The sequence below is a fragment of the Paractinoplanes brasiliensis genome, assembly GCF_004362215.1.
Classification (GTDB): Bacteria; Actinomycetota; Actinomycetes; order Mycobacteriales; family Micromonosporaceae; genus Actinoplanes; species Actinoplanes brasiliensis.
In genome coordinates this window covers 3,543,296-3,565,318 of the sequence record NZ_SNWR01000001.1, presented here as the reverse complement: position 1 = coordinate 3,565,318, position 22,023 = coordinate 3,543,296, and the positions used below count along the sequence as shown (strand labels likewise).

At 69.7% G+C, this 22,023-nt stretch carries 19 protein-coding genes; 12 read left to right on the top strand and 7 right to left on the bottom strand.

All coding sequences use genetic code 11. From position 1 onward, the window contains the following. Positions 1–35 precede the first annotated feature (35 nt). Positions 36–812, top strand: coding sequence for a deoxyribonuclease IV (locus C8E87_RS15915; protein ID WP_133873825.1), 777 nt, complete (start codon positions 36–38; stop codon positions 810–812). A 130-nt stretch (positions 813–942) separates the two neighbouring features. Beyond that, entirely contained in the window at positions 943–3,087 is a 2,145-nt protein-coding gene (locus C8E87_RS15910) for a hypothetical protein (RefSeq protein WP_133876852.1), read from the top strand. 12 nt (positions 3,088–3,099) lie between these two features. Here C8E87_RS15910 and C8E87_RS15905 read toward each other — a convergent pair whose 3' ends face one another. From C8E87_RS15905 to C8E87_RS15890, 4 genes are all read right to left on the bottom strand, one after another. Then, complete coding sequence (locus tag C8E87_RS15905) at positions 3,100–3,606, bottom strand: hypothetical protein (RefSeq protein WP_133873824.1); 507 nt, start codon at positions 3,604–3,606, stop codon at positions 3,100–3,102. A 43-nt stretch (positions 3,607–3,649) separates the two neighbouring features. Next, positions 3,650–5,185, bottom strand: coding sequence for a glycosyltransferase family 87 protein (locus C8E87_RS15900; RefSeq protein ID WP_133873823.1), 1,536 nt, complete (start codon positions 5,183–5,185; stop codon positions 3,650–3,652). An 89-nt stretch (positions 5,186–5,274) separates the two neighbouring features. After that, positions 5,275–7,695, bottom strand: a complete 2,421-nt coding sequence (locus tag C8E87_RS15895) for a transglycosylase domain-containing protein (protein ID WP_239080231.1) — start codon at positions 7,693–7,695, stop codon at positions 5,275–5,277. 475 nt (positions 7,696–8,170) lie between these two features. Further along, entirely contained in the window at positions 8,171–8,641 is a 471-nt protein-coding gene (locus C8E87_RS15890) for a DUF5318 domain-containing protein (protein WP_133873821.1), read from the bottom strand. 159 nt (positions 8,642–8,800) lie between these two features. Here C8E87_RS15890 and C8E87_RS15885 point away from each other — a divergent pair, with 159 nt between their 5' ends. After that, positions 8,801–9,451, top strand: a complete 651-nt coding sequence (locus tag C8E87_RS15885) for a PadR family transcriptional regulator (protein WP_133873820.1) — start codon at positions 8,801–8,803, stop codon at positions 9,449–9,451. 20 nt (positions 9,452–9,471) lie between these two features. Then, positions 9,472–10,551 carry an inositol-3-phosphate synthase gene (locus tag C8E87_RS15880; RefSeq protein ID WP_133876851.1) on the top strand — a complete coding sequence of 360 codons (1,080 nt, stop codon included), beginning with the start codon at positions 9,472–9,474 and terminating at the stop codon, positions 10,549–10,551. A gap of 44 nt (positions 10,552–10,595) precedes the next feature. Here C8E87_RS15880 and C8E87_RS15875 read toward each other — a convergent pair whose 3' ends face one another. Both C8E87_RS15875 and C8E87_RS15870 read right to left on the bottom strand, forming a co-directional pair. Further along, entirely contained in the window at positions 10,596–11,051 is a 456-nt protein-coding gene (locus C8E87_RS15875; RefSeq protein WP_133873819.1) for a methylated-DNA--[protein]-cysteine S-methyltransferase, read from the bottom strand. A 51-nt stretch (positions 11,052–11,102) separates the two neighbouring features. Continuing rightward, complete coding sequence (locus C8E87_RS15870) at positions 11,103–12,536, bottom strand: CCA tRNA nucleotidyltransferase (RefSeq protein ID WP_133873818.1); 1,434 nt, start codon at positions 12,534–12,536, stop codon at positions 11,103–11,105. A gap of 19 nt (positions 12,537–12,555) precedes the next feature. Between C8E87_RS15870 and C8E87_RS15865 the strand changes: the two genes are divergently transcribed. From C8E87_RS15865 to C8E87_RS15830, 8 genes are all read left to right on the top strand, one after another. After that, a complete protein-coding gene (locus C8E87_RS15865; RefSeq protein ID WP_498371092.1) occupies positions 12,556–13,491 on the top strand; it encodes a hypothetical protein in 936 nt (311 codons plus the stop codon). A 48-nt stretch (positions 13,492–13,539) separates the two neighbouring features. Beyond that, the gene (gene murJ, locus C8E87_RS15860; RefSeq protein ID WP_133873816.1) at positions 13,540–15,303 is read left to right on the top strand and encodes a murein biosynthesis integral membrane protein MurJ; all 1,764 of its coding nucleotides are present in this window, start codon (positions 13,540–13,542) and stop codon (positions 15,301–15,303) included. 190 nt (positions 15,304–15,493) lie between these two features. Next, a complete protein-coding gene (locus C8E87_RS15855) occupies positions 15,494–17,014 on the top strand; it encodes a protein kinase family protein (protein WP_133873815.1) in 1,521 nt (506 codons plus the stop codon). 45 nt (positions 17,015–17,059) lie between these two features. Beyond that, entirely contained in the window at positions 17,060–17,749 is a 690-nt protein-coding gene (gene sigM / locus C8E87_RS15850) for an RNA polymerase sigma factor SigM (protein WP_133873814.1), read from the top strand. Continuing rightward, positions 17,746–18,588: an RsmA family anti-sigma factor gene (locus C8E87_RS15845; RefSeq protein WP_133873813.1), complete on the top strand. Its 843-nt coding sequence runs from the start codon at positions 17,746–17,748 to the stop codon at positions 18,586–18,588. The genes sigM and C8E87_RS15845 overlap by 4 nt, the downstream gene beginning before the upstream one ends. A 134-nt stretch (positions 18,589–18,722) precedes the next feature. Further along, entirely contained in the window at positions 18,723–19,682 is a 960-nt protein-coding gene (gene trxB / locus C8E87_RS15840; protein ID WP_133873812.1) for a thioredoxin-disulfide reductase, read from the top strand. Between the two features lie 18 nt (positions 19,683–19,700). Then, positions 19,701–20,027: a thioredoxin gene (gene trxA, locus C8E87_RS15835; RefSeq protein WP_133873811.1), complete on the top strand. Its 327-nt coding sequence runs from the start codon at positions 19,701–19,703 to the stop codon at positions 20,025–20,027. A gap of 101 nt (positions 20,028–20,128) precedes the next feature. After that, entirely contained in the window at positions 20,129–21,277 is a 1,149-nt protein-coding gene (locus C8E87_RS15830) for an N-acetylmuramoyl-L-alanine amidase (protein WP_133873810.1), read from the top strand. Here C8E87_RS15830 and C8E87_RS15825 read toward each other — a convergent pair. After that, positions 21,274–21,942 carry a GNAT family N-acetyltransferase gene (locus C8E87_RS15825; protein WP_133873809.1) on the bottom strand — a complete coding sequence of 223 codons (669 nt, stop codon included), beginning with the start codon at positions 21,940–21,942 and terminating at the stop codon, positions 21,274–21,276. The two genes, C8E87_RS15830 and C8E87_RS15825, sit on opposite strands and share 4 nt — an antisense overlap. Between the last annotated feature and the right edge of the window lie 81 nt (positions 21,943–22,023).

The following is a 22,023-nucleotide window of genomic DNA, read 5'->3' as shown; positions in this document are numbered from 1 at the left end:
CGGAAACTGTCGGACGGTCGTCGTAGTCTCGTCCCATGCGCATCGGAGCCCACGTCGATCCCGCCGCCCCGCTCGAGGAGGCCACCGCCCGCGGCGCCGAGGCGGTGCAGTTCTTCCTGACCGACCCGCAGGGTTACAAAAGCCCCAAACCGCGGGAGGACGCCGAGGCGCTGCGCGCGTCCGAGGTGGACGTCTACATTCACGCGCCCTACATCGTGAACGTCGCCTCCCCCAACAACCGCATTCGCATCCCGAGTCGCAAGCTGCTGGTGGCGCACGCCAAGGCCGCCGCCGAGCTGGGGGCGAAAGGCCTGATCGTGCACGGCGGCCACGTGGGCAAGGGCGCAGACCTGGCCGCCGGTTTCGACAACTGGCGCAAGGCTTTCGAGTACGCGGAGAACGACGGCGGCCTGCCGTTGCCGATCCTGATCGAGAACACCGCCGGCGGAGACAACGCGTGCGCCCGGCGCTTCGACGACCTGGCCCGCCTGTGGGACGCTGTGGGCTCGTTCGGCGCCGGCTTCTGCCTGGACACCTGCCATGCGTACGCCGGTGGGGAAGACCTCGTCGGCATCGTCGACCGCGTCAAGGCGATCACGGGACGCATCGATCTGATCCACGCCAACGATTCCAAGGGCGGGTTCGACTCCGGCCAGGACAGGCACGACAACCTCGGCAGTGGCAAGATCGACCCGGATCTGATCGTGGCCGCGATCCGGGCCGCCGGCGCGCCGGCCGTCGTCGAGACGCCGGGTGGCGCCGAGGGACAGACCGCCGACATCGCGCTCCTCCGGGAGCGAACGGGACGCTGACGCGCCGCACGGAGAGACGCTGATGACCGCCGAGCAGCCGAAACAACCCGCCGCCCCACCCTTCGAGCCGCTACGCCCAGCCGTGCCCGGCGGCGCCGCGCCGACGCCCCACCCGTCGCCGCCGCCCACGATGGCGGGCCCGGCGACGCCACCCCCACCCTCCGCGCCGCTCAAACCACCCACGCCGGCCACAACCTCAAAACCGGCCATCCCGGCGCCGCCGGCGCCGTCCACACCCGCCGCAGCCCACAAGCCGGCAACACCCACCGCAGCTGACAGACCGGCAACACCCGCCGCAGCGGGCAAAGCGGCCACGCACACCGCAGCTGACAAGCCGGCCACGCTGGCCTCGGCGCAGAAACCGGCCGGTCCAGCCGCGCGTCAGAAATCAGCCACGCCCGCGCCGGCTCAGACGAAGGCCGACCTGCCCAAGGCCGACGACGGTCCACTGAAGACCGTCAAGAAGCCCGTCGAGCCGCTGCCGTCCGAGCGCCCACCCGGCACCCCGCCCGACCCGTGGAAGGCGTTCGCCGCCACCTCCGAGCGCCCGCCCGGCCGGATCCGCCGTGGCCTGCGCCGGTTCTTCCGGTCGCTCGTCCACGAATACGCCTTCGTGATCTACGCCGGCGTGCTCCTGGCCGTCGCCCTGACCTGGCCGACGCTGCGCTATCCGATGTACACGTTGCCGCAGGACGTCTGGGACCCGTCCCGGCAGGCCTGGCAGGTCGCCTGGGCCGGGCACATCCTGCTCACCGACCCGGCGCGCCTCTGGCAGTCCAACGCCTTCTTCCCGTTGACCGACAGCTTCGCGTACGGCAGCAGCCTGCTCGGTTACGCCCCGTTCGGCATGATCGGCGAGGGTCCGTCGGCCGCCATCCTGCGCTACAACGTGCTCTTCGTCCTGGCCCACGCCCTGCTCGCGATCGGCGGCTACGCCCTGGTCCGCCAGCTCGGCGCCGGCCGTACGGGGTCCGCCCTGGCCGCCGTGGCCATCGCGTACGCACCCTGGCGGCTCGCGCAGGAGGGTCACCTCGACATCATCTCGGCCGGCGGCATTCCGCTCGCCCTGGCCATGCTGGCCCGCGGACACGGCTGGTCGCTGCGACGCGGCCTGCGCCCCGAGCGCCGCAGCGCCAAGTGGGCCGCGGCCGGCTGGCTGGTCGCGGTCTGGCAGGTCAGCCTGGGGTTCTCCCTGGGCGGCCCGTTCCTGATCGTGCTCGGCCTCATCCTGGTCGTGCTCCTGGTCGGGGTGCCGATCCGCCGCCTGCGCCGCCCCGCCGAGCGGCCGGTTCTCGGGTGGCGGCTGATGCTCACCGACACGTTCGGCCCGCTGCTCCTGGCCGGGGTCAGCGGCCTGATCGCGATTCCGTATTTCCGCGTTCCCGACTCCGGCCCCGCGGCCACCGAGATCGCCTTCTTCTCCCCACCGCTACGCAGCCTGCTCATCGGTCCCGCCGAGTCCCGCATCTGGGGAGCACCGCACGAGGTGCCGCGCTCGTCGCTCGGCTGGCCTGCCGAGATGGGCCTGTTGCCGGGATTCGTCCTCTACGCGCTCGCGCTCGCCGGCCTGGCTTTCTCGATCTGGACGCTGCGGCAGCGGCTCCTGCTGCTCCTCGCCCTGGCCGTGACGATCGTCATGACCCTCGGCACGAACTTCTACGAGGGCCGCTGGACGTACCTTCCGGTCTTCGGCCACCTCCCCGCCTCGCTGGGTCTGCGCATCCCCGGCCGGCTCATGCTCTGGGCCACCCTGCTGCTGGCCATCCTGGCCGCCGGAGCCGTGGCCGAGTTCGTCCGTCGCGCCGAGCACCTTTCCGAGCAGCGCATCCCGCCGTGGCCCGGCCCGTGGCTGCGGCTCGCGACCTTCGTGCCGCTGATGCTCGTGCTGGTCGAAGGCTGGAACGCCACGGCCCACCCGGTCGTCCCCGCCCAGCCGGCAGCCATGCGCACGGTCAGCGGCCCGATGCTGGTGCTGCCCACGGCCGCCCTGACCGACCAGACCGTCATGCTGTGGTCGACCACCCGCTTCCAACCGATGCTCAACGGCTCAGGCGGCTTCGGCGCGGCCCGCCAGGCGGAGCTGCGCCGCAACGTCGAAACCTTCCCCGACGCCACCAGCATCGAATACCTCCGCTCCCTCAACGTCGACCGTGTCCTGCTGTTGCGCTCGCAGTCGGCCGGCACCCCTTGGGAACGCGCCGGCGACATCCCGGTCGACGCCCTCAACATCCGCCGCGAAGACCTCGACGACGCCGTCCTCTTCCACCTCCGCTGACCACAACCGGCATCACCCGGCCGGCCCACGGCGCCGGGTCGGTTGGGGTGCGCGGTTCAGGATCGTCCGAGCCAGCACGTTGAGCCGGATTCGCAGGTCCTCGTCGGCACGTCCACCGAGGTCGTCCTCGAGACGCTCGGCCAGTGCGGCGACCGTCGGCAGCAGGTCGTCCAGCGGGCTGCCCTCGTGTCCCACAACGTAGAGCTGGTGGGTTCCCGCTTCGGCGGGGATGCTCCGGTCGAGGATCCGCTCGCAGGTGTCGGCCGCGACCAGCTCCACCGCCGTCGCCAGGTCCGGCTCTGCGAGTCCGAGTTCAGCCGTGACCGCCGCCAGGTGCCGGCTCGCGTCAGGCGCCGGCAGCGTCCGGGCCGACTCCGCCGCGAGCGCCACCACGGCGTCGCCGTTGACCCCGGCCACCATCAGGTCGCAGGCCAGCATCACCGTGTGACGAGGGTCGGCGTCGTGGAGGAGCGCCCGGGCCTGTTCGACCCGGAGCCGGCGAAGAAGGCGATCATCCACGGGCGATACCAGCACCCGGCCGCCGACGTGTTGGAACCCGCTCCTATCGGCTTTGCGCAAGATCCGAACCGTTGGGTGGCCGTGGCAGGTCGGCGGGCGTGGCCTTGGGGGAGCGGTCCACTCCGAACGCGCGTCGCAGCCCGGCGATCCACGCGGCGTCGGGCCGGTTGAGCGGGCCGCCGTCGGGGTCGTCGTCGTACGACTCGCGGACCGGGTCGAGCTCGGGCCGCCAGATCTCGCGCACCACCAGGCCGCACAGCACCGCCACGGTGATCAGGCGCAGGCTTGAGGCCAGCACGAACGTGCCCTCGGGGATGACCGGTTTGCCGCCCGCGCCCATCAGCTCGGCGTAGAACGCGGTGAAGTAGCCGAACTCGGCCACGGTCCAGGCGATGATCGCGCCCCAGCGAGGGCGGGCGAGCACGATCAGGGGGAGCAGCCACAGGACGTACTGCTGCGACCAGACCTTGCTGGTGATCAGGAACGCCGCCACAACCAGGAACGACAGCTGGGCAACTCGTGGGCGGCGGGGCGCCAGCCAGGCCAGCAGACCGATTCCCGCGCAGGCCAGCCCGAACAGGGCGTACGAGAGAAGGTTGAGCTGGGGAATGTGGTCGCTCAGCCATTGGAAGGGGCCCTGATCGCCTGGTGTGCCCGAGTTCCACTTGCCGTCGAGGTAGCGGCCGATGTACCAGAGCGTGCCCCAGTCGATCGGCCGCTCGCTGTTGAGCCGGAAGAACCGCAGCCAGCTCTCGTGATAGAGGTAGAAGACCGGGAAGTTCACGGCGGCCCACGCCACCGCCGCCGTCGCCGCCGCGGCCGTCCACGAGCGCAGGGCTTTCGATCTCATGGCCAGCACGAGCAACGGCCCCAGGATGAACAGCGGCCACAGTTTGGCCGCCCCGCCGAGCCCCAGGAACAACCCCGCCCAGGCTGGATGCTTCTTGGCCCACAGGTAGAGGCCGGCGGCCGCCAGCCCGATCGCCAGGAAGTCCCAGTTGACCGTGGCGGTGAAGAAGATGATCGGCGAGAGCGCGAAGATCGCCGCGTCCCAGGGCCTGCGCCGGCGCAACGCCAGGATGACCGCCGCGGTCGCCACGGCCAGGGCCGACAGGACGATCGCGTTGGCGTTGTAGAACCACGTGCCCTGGTTGATCTCGGGGTGGTTCTGCCCGTACGCGTGCACCGGCAGCCCCAGGGCGCCCATGAAGTAGCCGGTCACCACCGGGTACTCGACTGCCCAGTCCTTGTACGGAACCGCGCCCTCGTTGAGATGCTCGGCGTAGTAGAGGGCCAGCACGTCGGTGTAGCAGAACCGGGTGTACTGCACGTTCTGCTGCCAGTCGCCGCTCTGGCAGGGCGATTTCTGCACCCACGAGAACGCGAGGGTCAGGCAGGCCAGGGCGAGGATGATGCGTGTCGCCGTCCAGAACCGTCCGCGCCGGGCCTCGGGCTTGACCGCGTGCGACCCGAGCGGCCCCCCGATCGCCTCGGAGATGCCGCGCACGAAGCCGTCCGACGTCGCCGGCGCGCTCGGCTTGTCAGGGCGGTCGATGTCCTCGGACGGTTGCGTGCTCATGACATGGCATCATGCCGTACTTCGCACCCGGCCTCCGGAACGCCCTGCGGGGAGATCCCAACCATCGGACCTACCCCGCAGGGCCGGAGTCAGTTCTGTGGCTGGAACGTGGGGTCGAACGTCGGTTGTGTCTCGGGGGCGTTCTCGTTGCCGCCGCCGTCGTCCCCGCCACCGTCGTCGTTCCCGTTGCCGCCGCCGTCGTTGTTGCCGCCGCCGTTGTCGTTGTTCCCGCCGTTGTTGTCCCCGCCGCCGTTGTTGTTGCCGCCGCCGTTGTTGCCACCGTTGTTCTGGTTGCAGTCGGGGCCGATGAAGCCGAGGACACAGTCCCCGCCGTCGTTGTCGTCCTCGTTCTGCGGCGGCGGAGGCGGTTCCTGGCCGTTGGCGAAGGGGCTGTCCGGGTTACCGGTCTCGACGCGCTTCGGGAAGTCCTCGTTCGGCAGGTCCTTCGCCTTGATCACGGCGTCCAGGAACTTCTTCCAGATCCTGGACGGCGTGCCGGCGCCGAACATGTCGCGGCCGTTGGACTCCTTCAGCTCGACCTTGTTCTTGGCGCCGCCGACCCAGACCGTCGCGGCGAGCTGCGGCATGCCACCGACGAACCAGGTGTCGCCACTGCCCTCCTTGAACTCCCAGGTGCCGGACTTGGCGATGCCTTGCTGGCCGCCGCGCAGGTCACGGTCGTCGACGCGGACGATCTCGCGCAGCACCGACTGCATGTTCGACATCTGGTCGGGGTCGAACACCGGCTTGCCGGCGACCTTCTCGCTGCCGACGATCGTCTTCTTGCCGGTCTCGGGGTCGAGACGGGTCACCGACTTGATGAAGTGCGCCTTGTGGTGCACGCCGTTGCCGACGATCGTGGCGACACCTTCGGCGTGTTCGAGCGGGACGACACGGTACTGGCCGAAGGCGACCTCGTTGTCGAAGTAGCCCGTCTTCTCCCACGTCGACTTGTCGGTCTTGGTGAGGTCGACCATCTTGCCGTCGTCGGTGAACATGTGCCGCAGACCGGCGTCGCGGGCGGCCGCGATGACCTTGTCCCGGCCGATGGCGTCGGCGATCCAGTAGAACGGGAAGTTGTAGGACTTGATCGTTGCCGTCTCGAGGTCGCAGAACTTGATCTTGCCCTTACAGACGGTTCCCGGGTCCGCGCCGGCGTTGCTGATCTTCGTGCCGTTGGGCCGGAGCTTCGTGCCGTCCCAGGTCGTCTTGAAGGAGATGTCCTCCTTCAGCGCCGCGGCGAGCGTATAGATCTTGAAGGTCGAGCCGGGGGACTGACCACCGATGATCTTCGAGCCGTCGCCGGAGAGGTAGCCGCCGTAGTCCAGGCCGTCCGGGTCGTCGCCGGCGTAGTAGCCGAGCACCCGGCCGTTCTTGGGGTCGATGCCGATCACGGCCGCCTGATAGGTGGCCGGCTTGCCGTTCATCGGCGAGCTCTCGCTCTTGCGCGACCCGGCCTCCTCGGCCGCCTTCTGCACGTCGGGGTCGATCGTCGTGGTGACGGTCAGGCCGCCCTTGTCGAACTCGGCCGGGCTGATGCCCATCTCGGCGAGCTCGGCCCGCACGTGCCGCATCACCATGCCGACCGGCTTGCCCGCGGTGCTCTTGGCGGCCGAGCTCTTGCTGATCGGCTTGACCTTGGGATAGACCCGCTTGTCGTAGACCTCCTGCGAGATCCAGCCCATCTCGAGCATGTTGGCCATGGTGTATTCCCAGCGGTCCTTGGCGTCCGTCGGGTTGTAGTTCGGGTCGTAGCCCTTGTGCGTGTCGGTGGGCTCCGGCTGCTTGATGATCGAGGCAAGAACAGCAGCCTCGTACGGGGTCACGGCGTTCTTCTGCCCGGCCGGCGTGAGCACCGACTTGCCGAAGTAGCCCTGCGCCGCCGCCTCGATGCCGTACCGGCCCTCACCCAGGTAGATGTAGTTGAGGTACATCCCCATGATCTGGTCTTTGTCGTACTTCGATTCCAGCTTGCGGGCGATGACCGCCTCGCGCAGCTTGCGGTTGATGCTGATCTCCTTCAGCTCGGCCGCGTGCCGCGCGTACTGCTGAGTGATCGTCGACGCGCCCTGGGTGGCGCCACCGGTGAAGTTGTTCCACGCGGCGCGGACGATGCCCTTCATGTCGATGCCGTGGTGCTTGTAGAAGTTCTTGTCCTCGGCGGCGGCGACCGCGTACTCGACGACCTTGTTGATCTTTGGCTCGGGCACGACCGTGCGGTTCTGATCGCCCAGCTTCGCCAGCACGGCGCCCTTGGAGTCGAGGATCACGTTCGACTGGTCCTCGTTCACCGGCGGCGGCAGGTCGACGTCGTCGAAGAAGTACGTGCCGCCGACCACGCCCGCGCCGAGCAGGATCACGACCACGGCCGCGGCGGCGGTGAGGATGTTCGTGCGGCGGCGGCGCTTGGCCGCCTTCGACTTGTCCTTGCCCCGGCCCGAGCGGCCCCCGCCGAGGCTGCCCTCGTCGTCAGGCGGCAGCGGGGGACCGGCCGGGCCGGTGGGGCGCACGGCCGCACGGGCGACCGGAGCACGGCCCGGAGGCGCGGCGGGAGGCGGCCCGACCCGAGCCGACCCCACCGACGCGCTGCCGACGGACGCCCGGCCGGGCGTGGCGCCGCCCACCGCGGCACGGCCGCCGGCCCCACGGCGATAGGCATCGGGGGCCGGACGGGCGGAGCCGGTGGGCCGCGCCGAGGCCGAGTAGGTACGGGGTTGGTCGTCAGGCGTTGAGCTCGCGGATCCGGGCACTCGAGCCCGGGCACGCGAAGACTGCGGTTCGCCGTACGGGTTCATGCGGTCTACACCTCGGTCGCGAGAGCGCACGCGGGAACAGCCCTGGAGGGGCCCTTCCCAGTGACGCCACAGGCGGACGATTCGGGCTGCATACCGGCAGCCGCCCTGACTGATGTCGGAAATGATCGGCTGGAGCGCTGGATGCGCGAGCCGGTCGAGGTCACGTCAACGGTAGCGAGATCGATCCGCATCATCCGCGGCCGTCCCAACTGTGTGACGATGACCCGATTTCGCGGTGGCGGCCCGCGGCGGACGAGGCGGCAACCGCCTCGACCCGATCGAGTTCGTCGGCGGTGAGCGCGTCCCGGCCGAGCAGGAACTGCTGGGTCAGGTGATTCCACGCGCAGGACTGGCACACCTCGACGACGAAGACCTGGAACTCACGCAGCGTCATCGCCAGGACAGGCAGCTCGGAGAGCTTGCGGGCCTGCCCGGCGGTCTGCTTGAGCTCGTCGCCGTAGATGTAGTGCACGAGGGTCAGGTTGTCGCGGCGGCAGATCGGGCAGCGCTCCTCGGTCGGCTCGCCATGGAATCGAGCTGCGCTTTTGAGGTACGGCGAGGCATCACAGACCTCGAGCGTGCCGATCTTGCCATTGTGCACGTCACGCAACACTGCCCGCTTCTGTAGCGAGTAGTCGACAAGCTGCCGCTGCGTACGCATGGCGGAAAGCGTACGCGGTCCGGCGGCGAGCGGCGACAGTCATCACACAGCGTGGCGCGTACGTAGCTCAATCATGAACGGCTTGCGTACTTGTGCCGACGGATCTACGGTTGCGATGTATCGGGCCGATACATCGGGGTACACGAGAGGAGGCGGCTGATGTTGGAGCTGGCAATTCTCGGCCTCCTTCAGGAGACCCCGATGCACGGGTATGAGCTTCGCAAGGAGCTCGCCACCAAGCTGGGCACCATCCGTGCCGCGATCAGCTACGGCACCCTGTACCCGACGCTCAAGCGGCTTCAGGCGGCCGGCTGGATCACCGAGTCCGCGTCGGACCCGACGATGATCCCCCCGATGACCAGCAAGCGGGGCCGGGTTGTCTACAAGATCACGGCCGAGGGCAAGGAGCGGTTCGCCGATCTCCTGGCCCAGGCCGGTCCCGAGACGTACGACGACGCCGGTTTCGGCGTGCACTTCGCGTTCTTCTCCCGGACCGACCGCGCCACCCGGCTGCGCATCCTGGAGGGTCGCCGCCGGCGCGTCGAGGAACGCCGGGAGGGCCTGCGCGACGTGTTGTCCCGCGCCGCCGGTCGCCTCGACGCCTACACGCTTGAACTGCAACGCCACGGACTCGACGCCGCCGAGCGCGAGGTCCGCTGGCTGGAGGAGCTCATCACCAACGAGCGCTCCGGCCGAGCCCCGGCAGGATCCGCCGGGGAGTTCGACGTCCCGTCCGCCGAGCCGCGCCAAGAGCGGACGGCCGGGGATGCATCCCCTGAACCCCCGCGTCCTCACCAGGACCGGCCGTGATGAACAAGGAGGCAAACGCGATGGGCTCCGTCCGCGTCGCCATCGTCGGTGTGGGTAACTGCGCCTCGTCCCTCGTGCAGGGCGTGGAGTACTACAAGAACGCCGACCCCAACGACCGCGTCCCGGGTCTCATGCACGTGACCTTCGGCGACTACCACGTATCCGACGTGAAGTTCGTCGCGGCGTTCGATGTGGACGCCAAGAAGGTCGGCATGGACCTCGCGGAGGCGATCGTCGCCAGCGAGAACAACACCATCAAGCTGACCGACGTGCCCCCGACCGGTGTCACGGTCCAGCGTGGACCGACCTTCGACGGTCTGGGCACGTACTACCGCGAGATCATCGAGGAGTCCTCGGCCGAGGCCGTCGACGTCGTGCAGGCTCTGCGCGACGCCGAGGTCGACGTCGTCGTCTCCTACCTTCCGGTGGGCTCCGAGCAGGCCGACAAGTTCTACGCCCAGGCCGCGATCGACGCCGGCTGCGCCTTCGTCAACGCCCTGCCGGTCTTCATCGCCTCTGACCCGGTGTGGGCGCAGAAGTTCACCGACGCCGGCCTGCCGATCGTCGGCGACGACATCAAGAGCCAGGTCGGTGCGACGATCGTGCACCGCGCGCTGGCCAAGCTGTTCGAGGACCGCGGCGTCGAGCTGCTGCGCACGTACCAGCTCAACTTCGGCGGCAACATGGACTTCATGAACATGCTGGAGCGCAACCGCCTGGTCTCCAAGAAGATCTCGAAGACCCAGTCGGTGACCTCCCAGATCCCGCACGAGATGGTCAAGAGCGACGTGCACATCGGCCCGTCGGACCACGTGCCGTGGCTCGACGACCGCAAGTGGGCCTACATCCGGCTGGAGGGCCGCTCGTTCGGCGACACCCCGCTGAACGCCGAGCTCAAGCTCGAGGTGTGGGACTCGCCGAACTCGGCCGGTGTGATCATCGACGCCGTCCGCGCGGCGAAGATCGCCAAGGACCGCGGCGTCGGCGGCCCGATCCTGTCGGCCTCGTCGTACTTCATGAAGTCCCCGCCGGTGCAGTACAACGACCACGACGCCAAGGAGAGCGTCGAGGCGTTCATCCGCGGCGACATCGAGCGCTGAAGCAGTAAGCAAGGAAAGGCCGGGCCCGCGTGGCCCGGCCTTTCCTATGACCAGGCGCGGGCCAGGGCTATCCGGGCCTCGAGCTCCAGGAGTTTGCGTTTGCGGTCGAGGCCGCCGCCGAAGCCGACCATCTTGCCGCCGGCGCCGACCACCCGATGGCAGGGCACGATCACCGGGATCGGATTGTGGTTGCAGGCCGTGCCGACGGCACGCGCGGCCCCCGGGTCACCGAGCGCGGTCGCGATCGCGCCATAGGTGATCATTTCCCCGTACGGGATCCGGGCGATCTCGCCCCACACCGCGCGCTCGAACTCCGAGCCGCCGCGCATCTCGAACGGCACCGAGAAGTCGGTCAGCTCGCCGGCAAAATACGCCTCGAGCTGGGCGACGACCGGATGCGAGCCGGGCGGCCCCGGACGGGCGGCGAAATGCACCCCGACGACGGTGTCCCCCTCGACGGCGACACCGAGCGGCCCGATGGGCGAGTCCACGACGAACATGGCCCCGATTGTGCTCCCCGGGTACGACAACTTCGAAAAAGTCGGCTCGCCCTAACCGGGTAAGTGGCCGTTGTCGCGGGCCCACTTGTAGAGCTCCGCCTCGGCCTCGTCACGGGTCAGCGGCCCGCGGTCGAGGCGCAGCTCCTTGAGGAAGCGCCAGGCCTGGCCCACGACCGGGCCGGGCGGCACCTGGAGCAGCTCCATGATCGCGTTGCCGTCGAGGTCGGGGCGGACCCGCGCCAGGTCCTCCTCCTCGGCGAGCCGGGCGATCCGTTCCTCGAGCGCGTCGTAGTCGGCCGCCAGGTTGGCCGCCTTGCGCTTGTTGCGGGTCGTCACGTCCGAACGGGTCAGCTTGTGCAGGCGGGGGAGCAGCGGGCCGGCGTCGGTCACGTACCGGCGTACGGCCGAATCGGTCCACTCGCCACGGCCGTACCCGTAGAACCTCAGGTGCAGATGGACCAGCTCGACGACGTCCGAGATGACGTCCTTGGGGTATTTCATGGCCTTCATGCGCTGCTTGGTCATGCGCGCGCCGACCACCTCGTGGTGGTGGAAGCTGACCCGGCCGTCGCGCCCGACCGCCTTGGTCGCCGGCTTGCCGATGTCGTGCATGAGGGCGGCCATACGCAGCGTGAAGTCGGGGCCTTCGTCGCCCTCGAGCCGTATCGCGTTCTGCACGACGATCAGCGTGTGCTCGTAGACGTCCTTGTGCTGGGCGTGCTCGTCGATCTCGAGTTTGAGCCCGCTGATCTCGGGGATGAAACGGTCGGCCAGCCCCGTGTCGACCAGCAGGCGCAGGCCGGCGATCGGGTCGGCGCCGCACAGCAGCTTGGTGAACTCGTCCCGGATCCGTTCCGCGGTGATCCGGTCGAGATCGGCGGCCATGTCCCGCATCGCCGCCACGACCTTGGGATCCACAGTGAACCGGAGCTTGGCGGCGAACCGGGCCGCCCGCAGCATCCGAAGTGGATCATCGCCGAACGACTGCGACGGGGCGGCCGGGGTGCGGATCACCTGGGCTGCAAGATCACCCAGACCCCCGTACGGGTCGGTGAAGGTGTGCCCGGGAAGCGAGACAGCCATCGCGTTGATCGTGAAGTCGCGGCGCTCGAGGTCGTCCAGCAGGGAATCGCCGTACTCGACCACGGGGTTGCGCGTGACCCCGTCGTACGCCTCGGCCCGGAACGTCGTGATCTCGAGGCGCAAGCCGTTCTTCTGGACGCCGATCGTGCCGAACTCGCGGCCGGTCTCCCAGATCGCGTCGGCCCAGCCCTGCACCACCTCGAGGGTCTGCTCGGGGCGGGCATCGGTGCAGAAGTCGAGATCGTCGCCGAGGCGCTCCAGCAGCGCGTCGCGCACCGAGCCGCCGACCAGGTGCAACTCGTGACCGGCGGCGCCGAAGCGACGCCCCAGCTCGTCGGCGAGAGGGGAGACCCGCAACAGCTCGGCGACCGCGTTCTCTTGGGCGGCATTCAACACAGACATGGGATGACCAGGGTATCGGGTGGTGGCGGGCGTAGGCGTGGCAGTCTCCCCGAACACCGGGCAGGATAAGCAGGTGCCCGTAACCGACACGCTGCTCCGCTTGGCCGAAGATCGGAGTTTCTGGGCCGGCGAAAGCCGTGTGACCAGTGACGACGAGCCGCGCGAGCTGCGCACGAGCTTCCCCGTCACCGGTGGTTACGCGCTCGTGCTCGATCTCGACCTCTCCTCCGGGGAGCGGACGCTCGGCCTGCGCGTGCCCGCGTCCAGCGAGCCGGTCCAGCTCGCCCACGTGCTGCCCGGCGAGCCCTGCCCGGCCGCCCTGCGCTGGTGGGAGCTCGACCTGTGCGGCCGGGTGATCGCCTGGGGTGATCCCACGCTGCCCCATCCGGGCCTGGTCGTCGCCCTTTTGTCGCCGTTCGCGCCGGCCACCGCCGAGGACGACGTGCCCGAGATCGCGGCGATGCGGGAGGCGGCGTACAGGTCGTTGCGCCGTGACGTGCCGCCCGCCGCGCCCTCCGGTCCCGAGCAGGCGCCCCTTCCGCTGTTCACCGGCGACGACTGGTGGCCCGTTCCGCCGGTCCCATCGCCGCAGGTGCTGGACGAGGCTTCGATCGCCGAGCTGACCCGTCCGGAAAGAGCAGTTCACGACGTACGCAGCAACAAGCGCTTCCCCGCCGAGGAGCTGGCCGATCTCGTACGCCGGGCGGCCGCTCTGCTGCGGGCAGTGCCGGAACAACAGTGGTACACGGACACGCGACCACTCGCCCGGCACATCCTCGACTCCGGTGATCTGCGGCCCGTCCCCGAACTGCTCGGCGCGCTGACCGAGGCCGGCTGCGACCACCCCACGGTGCTCGATGCGCTGAGTGAGCCGCTGGTGCCCGCCGAGGCCTGCTGGATGGTCGAGACGCTGGCCGGGGCCGAGCCGGGCACGCTCCTTCGGCACCGACTGTGACCGGACCCGTATGGTGACTGCAGTTCTGCTAGTGGCTCGGGAGGATCGGTGAACGGCGGTCTGTACCGCAGCGCGCACGCCACGCCCGGCGGTCAGCCGCCGCGGCGCGAGGACGGCGTCACGGTGATCTCGGTCGACTCCCAGCTGGGCAACACGGGCCCTGCGGAAGACCAGGCGCTCCCGCCGGAAAACGTGCCTTCGGGCGACGGGGGCACCACCGGCAACAGCGCGATCATGGCGATCGGCAGCCTGGTCAGCCGGATCATCGGTTTCGTCCGCAACGCGCTGATCGGCATGACCCTCGGCTACGGCATCGGCGACGCGTACACCAGCGCCCAGTTCCTGCCCGGTCAGATCTACGAGCTGCTGCTCGGCGGCATCCTGTCCAGCGTCCTGATCCCGCTGCTGGTGCGCCGGCGCAAGGCCGACCCCGACGGGGGCCTCGACTTCACCCGCAAGCTGCTCACCTTCGCGATGGTGTCGCTCGGCGTGGCCACCGTGCTCGTGGTGATCGCGGCGCCGGCCATCACGGCGATCCAGTCCGACGACAAGACCTCGCCGGCCTACCGCGAGCTGGTCACCCAATTCGCGTACCTGATCCTGCCGATCATCTTCTTCACCGGGCTCTCGGCCCTGATCGGCGCGGTGCTCAACGTCCGCGGGCACTTCGCGGCCCCGATGTGGGCGCCGATCCTCAACAACCTCGTCGTCATCGCGGTCTGCGGCGTCTTCATCGTCACCTTCGGCCCGACCGACGGCTTCCGGCCCGAGGACATGACCAACGGCCGCATCCTGCTGCTCGGCCTGGGCACGCTGCTCGGCATGGTCGTGCAGGCGATCGGCCTGCTGCCGGCGCTGCGCAAGGTCGGCTTCACCTGGAAGTGGCGGTGGGGCCCGCGCTCGCTGGGCCTGCGCGAGATCGGCGGCCTGGCCGGTTGGATGCTGCTCTACGTCGGCGCCAACCAGATCGCGATCTTCGTCGTCGTCCGCATCCTCAACGGGGTCGCCGGCAAGGACAGCGCCAGCGTGCTGGCCTTCAACAACGTCTTCCTGCTGACCATGATGGCGCACGGCATCATCGGCGTGTCGGTGATGACAGCGCTGCTGCCCAAGATGAGCGCGGCCGCCGCCGAGGGCCGGTTCGCCGAGGTCAGCGCCGACCTGAACAGGGGCATCAAACTGACCGTCGCGGCGCTGGCCCCGATCGCCGTCGTCTACGGCGTGCTCGGGGCGCCGATCGCCGTCACCTTGTTCGAGGGTGGAGCGTTCAGCCACGACGCCGCGCTCGACACCGGCGCGGTGCTGGTGGTGGCCGCCTTCGCCGTCATCCCGCTCTCGGTCAGCTACCTCTGCACCTATGCCTTTTATTCTCTGCAGGCCAACAAGACCGCCGCGCTGATCAATCTGCCGGTCGTGGGCGTGCGCATCGCGGGCTACTTCGTTCTCGCCGGTGTGCTGGGGGCGTCGCTGTCCGCGGTCGGCATGACGGCCGCCAACGCGCTCTCCTATCTTGTCTCGGCCCTCATCTCGCTGGCTGTGCTGCGCCGCAGGATCGGCCGGCTCAACCTGGGCGGCGTCGCCGTCTCGCTGATCAAGGTGTTCATCGCGGCCGCGATCGCCGCTGCGCTCGGCCTCCTGGTGGTGCATTTCCTGCCCGGCGCGGGGGCGCCCAGCGGCCGCGGCGAGGCCATTTTGCAGCTGCTGGCCGGCGGCGCCGTGATCCTGGTGGTCTACCTGGCCGCGGCCCTTGTGCTGCGAGTGTCAGAGGTGACCCAGGTGATCGGGATGGTCCGCCGTAAAATCGGACGCTGAGCTGCGATCTCCCCCATAACGACGCTCGCCGGCGCCGCGTGGCCGGGCCCGCTCGTGGTTGCCGCGCCGGGGGGACGACCTGCCGCGCGATGGCCCCGGGCGGGTATGGTCGGTGTCGGCATGTGCTCTTCGCGCATCGTCATTTGCACCGAGCACGGCGAACCCGTGCGTGGAGCACCGAGGAGGACTGGTGACCCAGGTCGGCGAAGGCCACGAGACCGCGGCCGATGCGGACGGACCGGTCATGACTTTCGGTGCGCCCACCGTCGGTGAGATCCTGGCCGAGCGCTATCAGCTCGAGGAGCACGTCAACGACGACAGCGCCGGGCGGCAGGTCTGGCGGGGCATCGACGTCATCCTCCGGCGCCCGGTCGCGGTCGTGCTGCGTTACCCCGGCGGCGACTCCGCCGCCGAGATGCTTCAGGCCGCCGTCGACGCGAGCCGCGTGATCCACCCCAACCTCGTGGGGGTCTACGACGCGATCGACGAGAGCGCCAGGGCCTACGTCGTACGCGAGTGGGTCGAGGGCGAGTCGCTGCGCGAGCTGGTCAGCTCGGAGGGACCGCTCGACCCGGCCCGCGCCACCGCCATCGCACACTCGATCGCCGACGCGCTGACCGCCGTCCACGCCACGGGCATGGTGCACGGCAACGTTCACCCCGGCACCACGCTGATCGCCGACGACGGCCGGGTCGTGCTGGCCGACGCGCGCGCCGACTCGGCCGACAACGTCGAGTCCGACATCCGCGCGGTCGGCGGCATCCTCTACTTCGCGCTCACCGGTCACTGGCCGCACAACGAGGTCGGCAGCTCCACGCTGCCCGACGCGAACCGGGACGGCACCGGCAGCCCGGCCGCGCCCCGGCAGATCCGCGCCGGTGTCCCGGCCTACCTCGACGACCTGACGATGGACCTGCTCGACTCCCGCGTGGCCACGCCCGAGGCCGATTCCCTCACCGCCGAGCTGGCTCGACTCGATGCCTCGGCCGAGGAGGACTACGAGGACGCGGGCCCCCTGCGGTTCGCGCAGAACACGTCGACCGAGCCCACCCGAAGCACGTCGAAAATCGTCATCGGGGTCGCCGCGCTGGTCGTCATCGCGGTCGTCGGCCTGGTCTTCGGCATCCAGGCCATCAACAGCTCGGGTGATCCGAAACCGACCGTCACCAACCAGGCGGGCGCCGACCCCGACGGCGCCACCGACACGCAGGCCCCCGCGCCCCAGCCGAAAAAGATCCCGTTGACTGCCGACATGGTGCGCATCGTCGACCCGCCCGACGGCGACCGCGACGACACCGGCGAGGCCAAGTTCACCGTCGACGGCGACGACGAGTCCGCCTGGAAGCTGCAGCGGTTCAACCAGCCCAACTTCGGCAACCGCAAGCCCGGCATGGGCGTGCTGATCGACCTGGGCACCCCGCGCAAGCTGTCCGAGGTCGAGGTGCTGATGTCGCAGCCCGGCGTCACCATGGACATCCGTACCGGCACCGAGGACGCCGGCGACACCTCGGCCGGCGACCAAAAGATCATGGACACCTACAAGCGGCTGGGTGACTCCGAGACGGTGACCACCGGCAACCGCAAGGTGTTCTCGGTGTTCAACCCCGACCAGACCTACCGGTACGTCCTGGTCTTCATGACCAAGCTGCCCTCCGACGGCGAGGGCCGCTACTCGGTCGAGGTTCAGGAGATCTCGGTCTCCGGTTACTGAGCGGCGGGGCTACGCGTGCCCGGCTCGTCCGGTTAGATTGCTGGCGTGACTTCCGGGGACGCCGCGCAGGGTGTCGCGCCCAGCGACGCCGAGCTGCTGCGTGCCCACGTCGCGGGCGACAAGCAGGCCTTCGGCGAACTCGTACGCCGCCACCGTGACCGCCTGTGGGCCGTGGCGCTGCGCACGATCGGCGACCGTGAGGAAGCCGCCGACGCGGTGCAGGACGCGCTGCTCTCGGCCCACCGCAACGCCGCCCGGTTCCGTGGGGACTCGGCCGTCACGACCTGGCTGCACCGCATCGTGGTCAACGCCTGCCTCGACCGGATCCGCAAGCGGCAGGCCCACCCGACCGTGCCGCTGCCCGACGGCAGCCGGTCCGACGACCGTCCGTCCGGTGTGGAACCGGCCGCGCCCGCTCACGACCACGAAACCGCGCTGCTGGTGCGGCAGGCGCTGGCCGATCTGCCGGCCGATCAGCGGGCCGCGATCGTGCTGGTCGACGTGCAGGGTTACCCGGTCGCCGAGGCCGCCGAAATGCTCGACGTGGCGGTCGGCACGATCAAGAGCCGGTGCGCCCGCGGCCGGGCCCGGATGGCGCTGGCCCTGCGCGAGTTGCGGGGCCGAGACGCCGATCACGCCCCGGGTGGGAACCAGGGCAGGTCGCAAACCGTCCCATCCGGACAGGGTGGGGCGCTGCCGCCGCCCGGCGGGCACGATCGGAGGGATCAGAGGTGAGCGGGGCCGAGTTCAGCGGGGTCGACATCGACCTGCTGGCGGATTACATCGGGGGCGCCCTGGAGGGCACGCCCGACGAGTCCGCGGTGGCCACGTTGATCGCCGAGGATCCGGCCTGGCGGGAGGCGTACGACGAGCTGGGCGGCGGGATCGCCGTCGTGCGGGCCGAGCTGGGCCGGTTCGAGCCGGAACCCATGCCGGCCGAGCTGGCCGCCAAGCTCGACGGCATGTTCGCCCCCGTCCCGCAGCTCACCGTCGTGGCGGGTGGCGCCCCTGAGGGCGTACGGGGAAGCAAGGCTCGTCGCCGGATGCGCTGGGCCACCCCGATCGCCATCGCCGCGGGGTTCATTGCTTTTGTCGGTTTTGGCGCTGACTATCTGGCTGGTCGCGACATGAGTGACTCCGGCGGGGCCGGCTCTGCTGCCGACTCGGCCGCGCTCTCCGACGCCGGCGGCACTCCGGCGCTCACCGCCAGCGGAACCGACTACACCCGGGTCACCCTCGCCGTTCCGCCGGTCACGCCGATGAACGCGCCCGAGAGCGAGGCGTTCAGCGGCCAGTCGGGGGCCGACGAGGGGCGGACGCGCCTGTCCACCGAGTCCGCGCTGGCCCGCCTGACCGACCAGGCGGCGCTCGACGAGTGCCTGGCCGCGGTCCAGCAGGAGAACGCGGGCGGCCCGCTCGACGTGCAGACCGTCGACTTCGCCCGGTTCGACGGCGTTCCGGCCCTGATCGTCCGGTTCACCGCGAGCAACGGCGCCCAGGCATGGGCGGTCGGGGCCGAGTGCGGCACGCCACCGGGCGACGCCGACACGATCGAGAAAGTGCCGGTACGCTGAACGACACCCCAATCCGTTCCGCGTGAGGTCCGCCACGGCTGCACGTCCGGGAATGGTGGGCGCCCAGCGTGGCGTTCTAGCGTGCAGTGTCGCCGAGAGGATTTCCCGGCGAAGAGCAGACTGAGGAGTCGGCAGTGGACGAGGTCCGCAATCTGATCATCATCGGTTCGGGACCGTCCGGATACACGGCCGCGTTGTACGCCGCCCGGGCCAACCTCAAGCCGCTCGTGATCGAGGGCGTCCAGTCCGGCGGCGCCCTGATGACCACCACCGAGGTGGAAAACTTCCCCGGCTTCCGTGAGGGCATCATGGGCCCCGAGCTCATGGACAACATGCGCGCCCAGGCCGAGCGGTTCGGCGCCGAGTTCATCACCGACGACGTGACCCGCGTCGAGCTGGGCGACAAGCCCACCGAGGCCGGCACCGAGGGTCTCAAGACCGTCTGGGTGGGCGACAAGCAGTACTTCGCCCGCGCGGTCATCCTCTCCACCGGTTCCGCGTGGCGGCCGCTGGGCGTGCCCGGCGAGCAGGAACTGCTCGGCCACGGCGTCTCGTCCTGTGCCACCTGTGACGGCTTCTTCTTCCGCAACCATCACATCGTGGTGGTCGGCGGCGGCGACTCCGCGATGGAGGAGGCGACCTTCCTCACCCGCTTCGCCGAGTCGGTGACGATCGTGCACCGGCGCGACTCGTTCCGGGCCAGCAAGGTCATGCAGCTGCGCGCGCTCAGCAACGACAAGATCAAGGTCGAGTGGAACTCGGTGGTCGAGGAGATCCTCGGTCACGACGGCAAGGTCTCGGGCGTACGTCTGAAGAACACGCAGACCGGCGAGGAAAAGGTCCTCGACGTCACCGGCGTGTTCGTGGCGATCGGTCACGACCCGCGCAGCGAGCTCTTCAAGGGCCAGGTCGAGCTGGACGACGAAGGCTACGTGAAGGTCGACCACCCGTCGACCCGCACCAACGTCCCGGGCGTGTTCGCCGCCGGCGACCTCGTCGACCACACCTACCGCCAGGCGATCACCGCCTCCGGCACCGGATGCGCCGCGGCCCTGGACGCCGAGCGCTTCATCGCCTCATTCGTCGAGCTCTAAAAGATCAGGAGTGTCGTAGTGGGAGTAGCAGGTAAGGCGGTCACCGACGCCACATTCGTGAGCGACGTGCTGCAGTCGGACAAGCCGGTGCTGGTGGACTTCTGGGCCGAGTGGTGCGCGCCCTGCAAAAAGGTCGACCCTCTGCTCGCCGAGATCGGCAAGGAGATGGGCGACCAGATCGAGATCGTGCAGGTCAACATCGACGAGAACCCGGAGACCACGCGCGCCTACCGGGTGATGTCGGTGCCGACGCTGACCATCTTCAAGGGCGGCGAGGCGGTCAACTCGGTGACCGGCGCCAAGCCCAAGAGCGCGCTCGTCAACTTCATCGAATCGGCTCTCTGAGCGGTTCCCGGCAACGCCCCGCGCCCCGATGGGTGCGGGGCGTTTTTGGTGGGCCCGGAGTACGCTGCCCGGAGTCCGCCTTTTGTTCTAGGGAGTCGCGCGTGCGTTCCATCCGACGTGGAGACAGCGGCCCGGCCGTTGCCGAGATCCGATCGATCCTGGTCGGTCTGGAACTGCTGGATGCCGCCGGGGATGTCTTCGACGACGCCGTGGACACCGCCGTGCGGGCCTTCCAGCAGAGCCGCGGGCTCGGCATCGACGGCCTGGTCGGCGACGAGACGTGGGGTGCGCTCGACGCGTCCCGCTGGCGGCTCGGCGCGCGCACGCTGTTCCACTCCGTGCCCGACGCGCTGGTCGGCGAGGACGTACGCACGTTGCAGGAACGCCTGCTCGAGATGGGTTACGACACCGGTCGCGCCGACTCGATCTACGGTCCCCGAACGGCGCGCGCGGTTGCCCAGTTCCAGCGTGAGGTCGGTCTCACGTCCGACGGCTCCTGCGGCCCCCAGACGATGAAGGCGCTGCGCCGCCTCGGCCGCAAGGTGGTCGGCGGGCGTCCGCAGTGGCTGCGCGAGGCCGAGGCGTTCCGGCAGGCCGGCACCAACCTGGTCGGCAAGACGATCGTGATCGACCCGGGGCACGGCGGGGGCGACGACCACGGCGTGGTGGTGCCCGAGGGGCCGCTGCGCTGGAGCGAGGCCGACCTGGTCTACGACCTGGCCAACCGGCTCGAGGGCCGCCTGGCCGCGGCCGGCATGCGCGTTCACCTGACCCGGGGCCCCAAGCCGGCCGAGCCGATGAGCGGCGCCGAACGGGCCGCGCTGGCCAACAGCCTCGGCGCCGACCTGCTGATCTCGCTGCACCTCGACGGTCACGACAACGAGGCGGCCGACGGCGTGGCGACCTACCACTACGGCACGGGCAGCGGCCTCAGCTCGACAGTGGGGGAGCGGCTGGCCAACCTGGTGCAACGCGAGATCGCCGTACGCACCGGCATGCGCGACTGCCGCATCCACGCCAAGACGTGGGAGCTGCTGCGCCTGACCCGCATGCCCGCCGTACGGGTGGATCTGGGTTATCTCACCTCGCCCGTCGACCGTGACCGGCTGGTCAACCCGCTGTTCCGCGAGCAGATCGTCGAGGCGATCCTGGCCGCCGTGCAGCGCATGTACTACCCGGTCGAGGCCGACGTGCCCACCGGCTCGATCGACGTGCGGCAGCTGCGGATGGCGCTGTCGAACCGCGCCTAGGTCTCGACGTTGCGCGTTGCTGTGGCCGGGCGCACCGGTCGCAGCAGCGTCTCGGGGCTCATCGAACCGAGCAGCTTCTCGAGCGCGTACTCGACGTCGGACTTCCATGACAAAGCCGTACGCAGTTCGAGCCGTAGCCGCGGGAAGCGCGGGTGCGGGCGTACGGTCTTGAAGCCGACGGAGAGGAAGAAGTCGACCGGCGCGACACAGCCCGGCTGCTTCTCGTCGTCGGCCTCGCCGAACTTCGCGTCGCCGAACGCCTCGATCGCCTTGACCCCGCGTTTGGTGAGATCGCGGGCCACACCCTGCACGAGCATGCGGCCGAGCCCGCCACCGGCGAACGACGCCACCACGTGTGCCGTCATCAGCAGGGCGGCATCGGCGCTCACCGGCGAGGTCGGGAAGGCCATGGAACGGGGGACGTAGGCCGGAGGGGCGTACATCACAAAACCCGCCGGCATGCCGTCGACGTAGATCAGCTTGCCGCACGAACCCCACTCGAGCAGGGTCTGCGAAACCCACGCCTCTTTTTCCAGGCCGGGGTCGCCCGAGGCACAGGCGCGTTCGGCCGCGACCGGGTCGAGTTCCCAATAGACGCACTGGCTGCAAGGCCTCGGGAGGTCACCGAGCGTGTCCAGCGTCAAGTTGACCAGGCGTCGCGACACTGCAGCCCCCTAGAGTGTTTCCCTGCCCGCTCCCGGTCGGATCCTACGCCGCAATACTCCTGAACGGGACCAGCTCGGGCA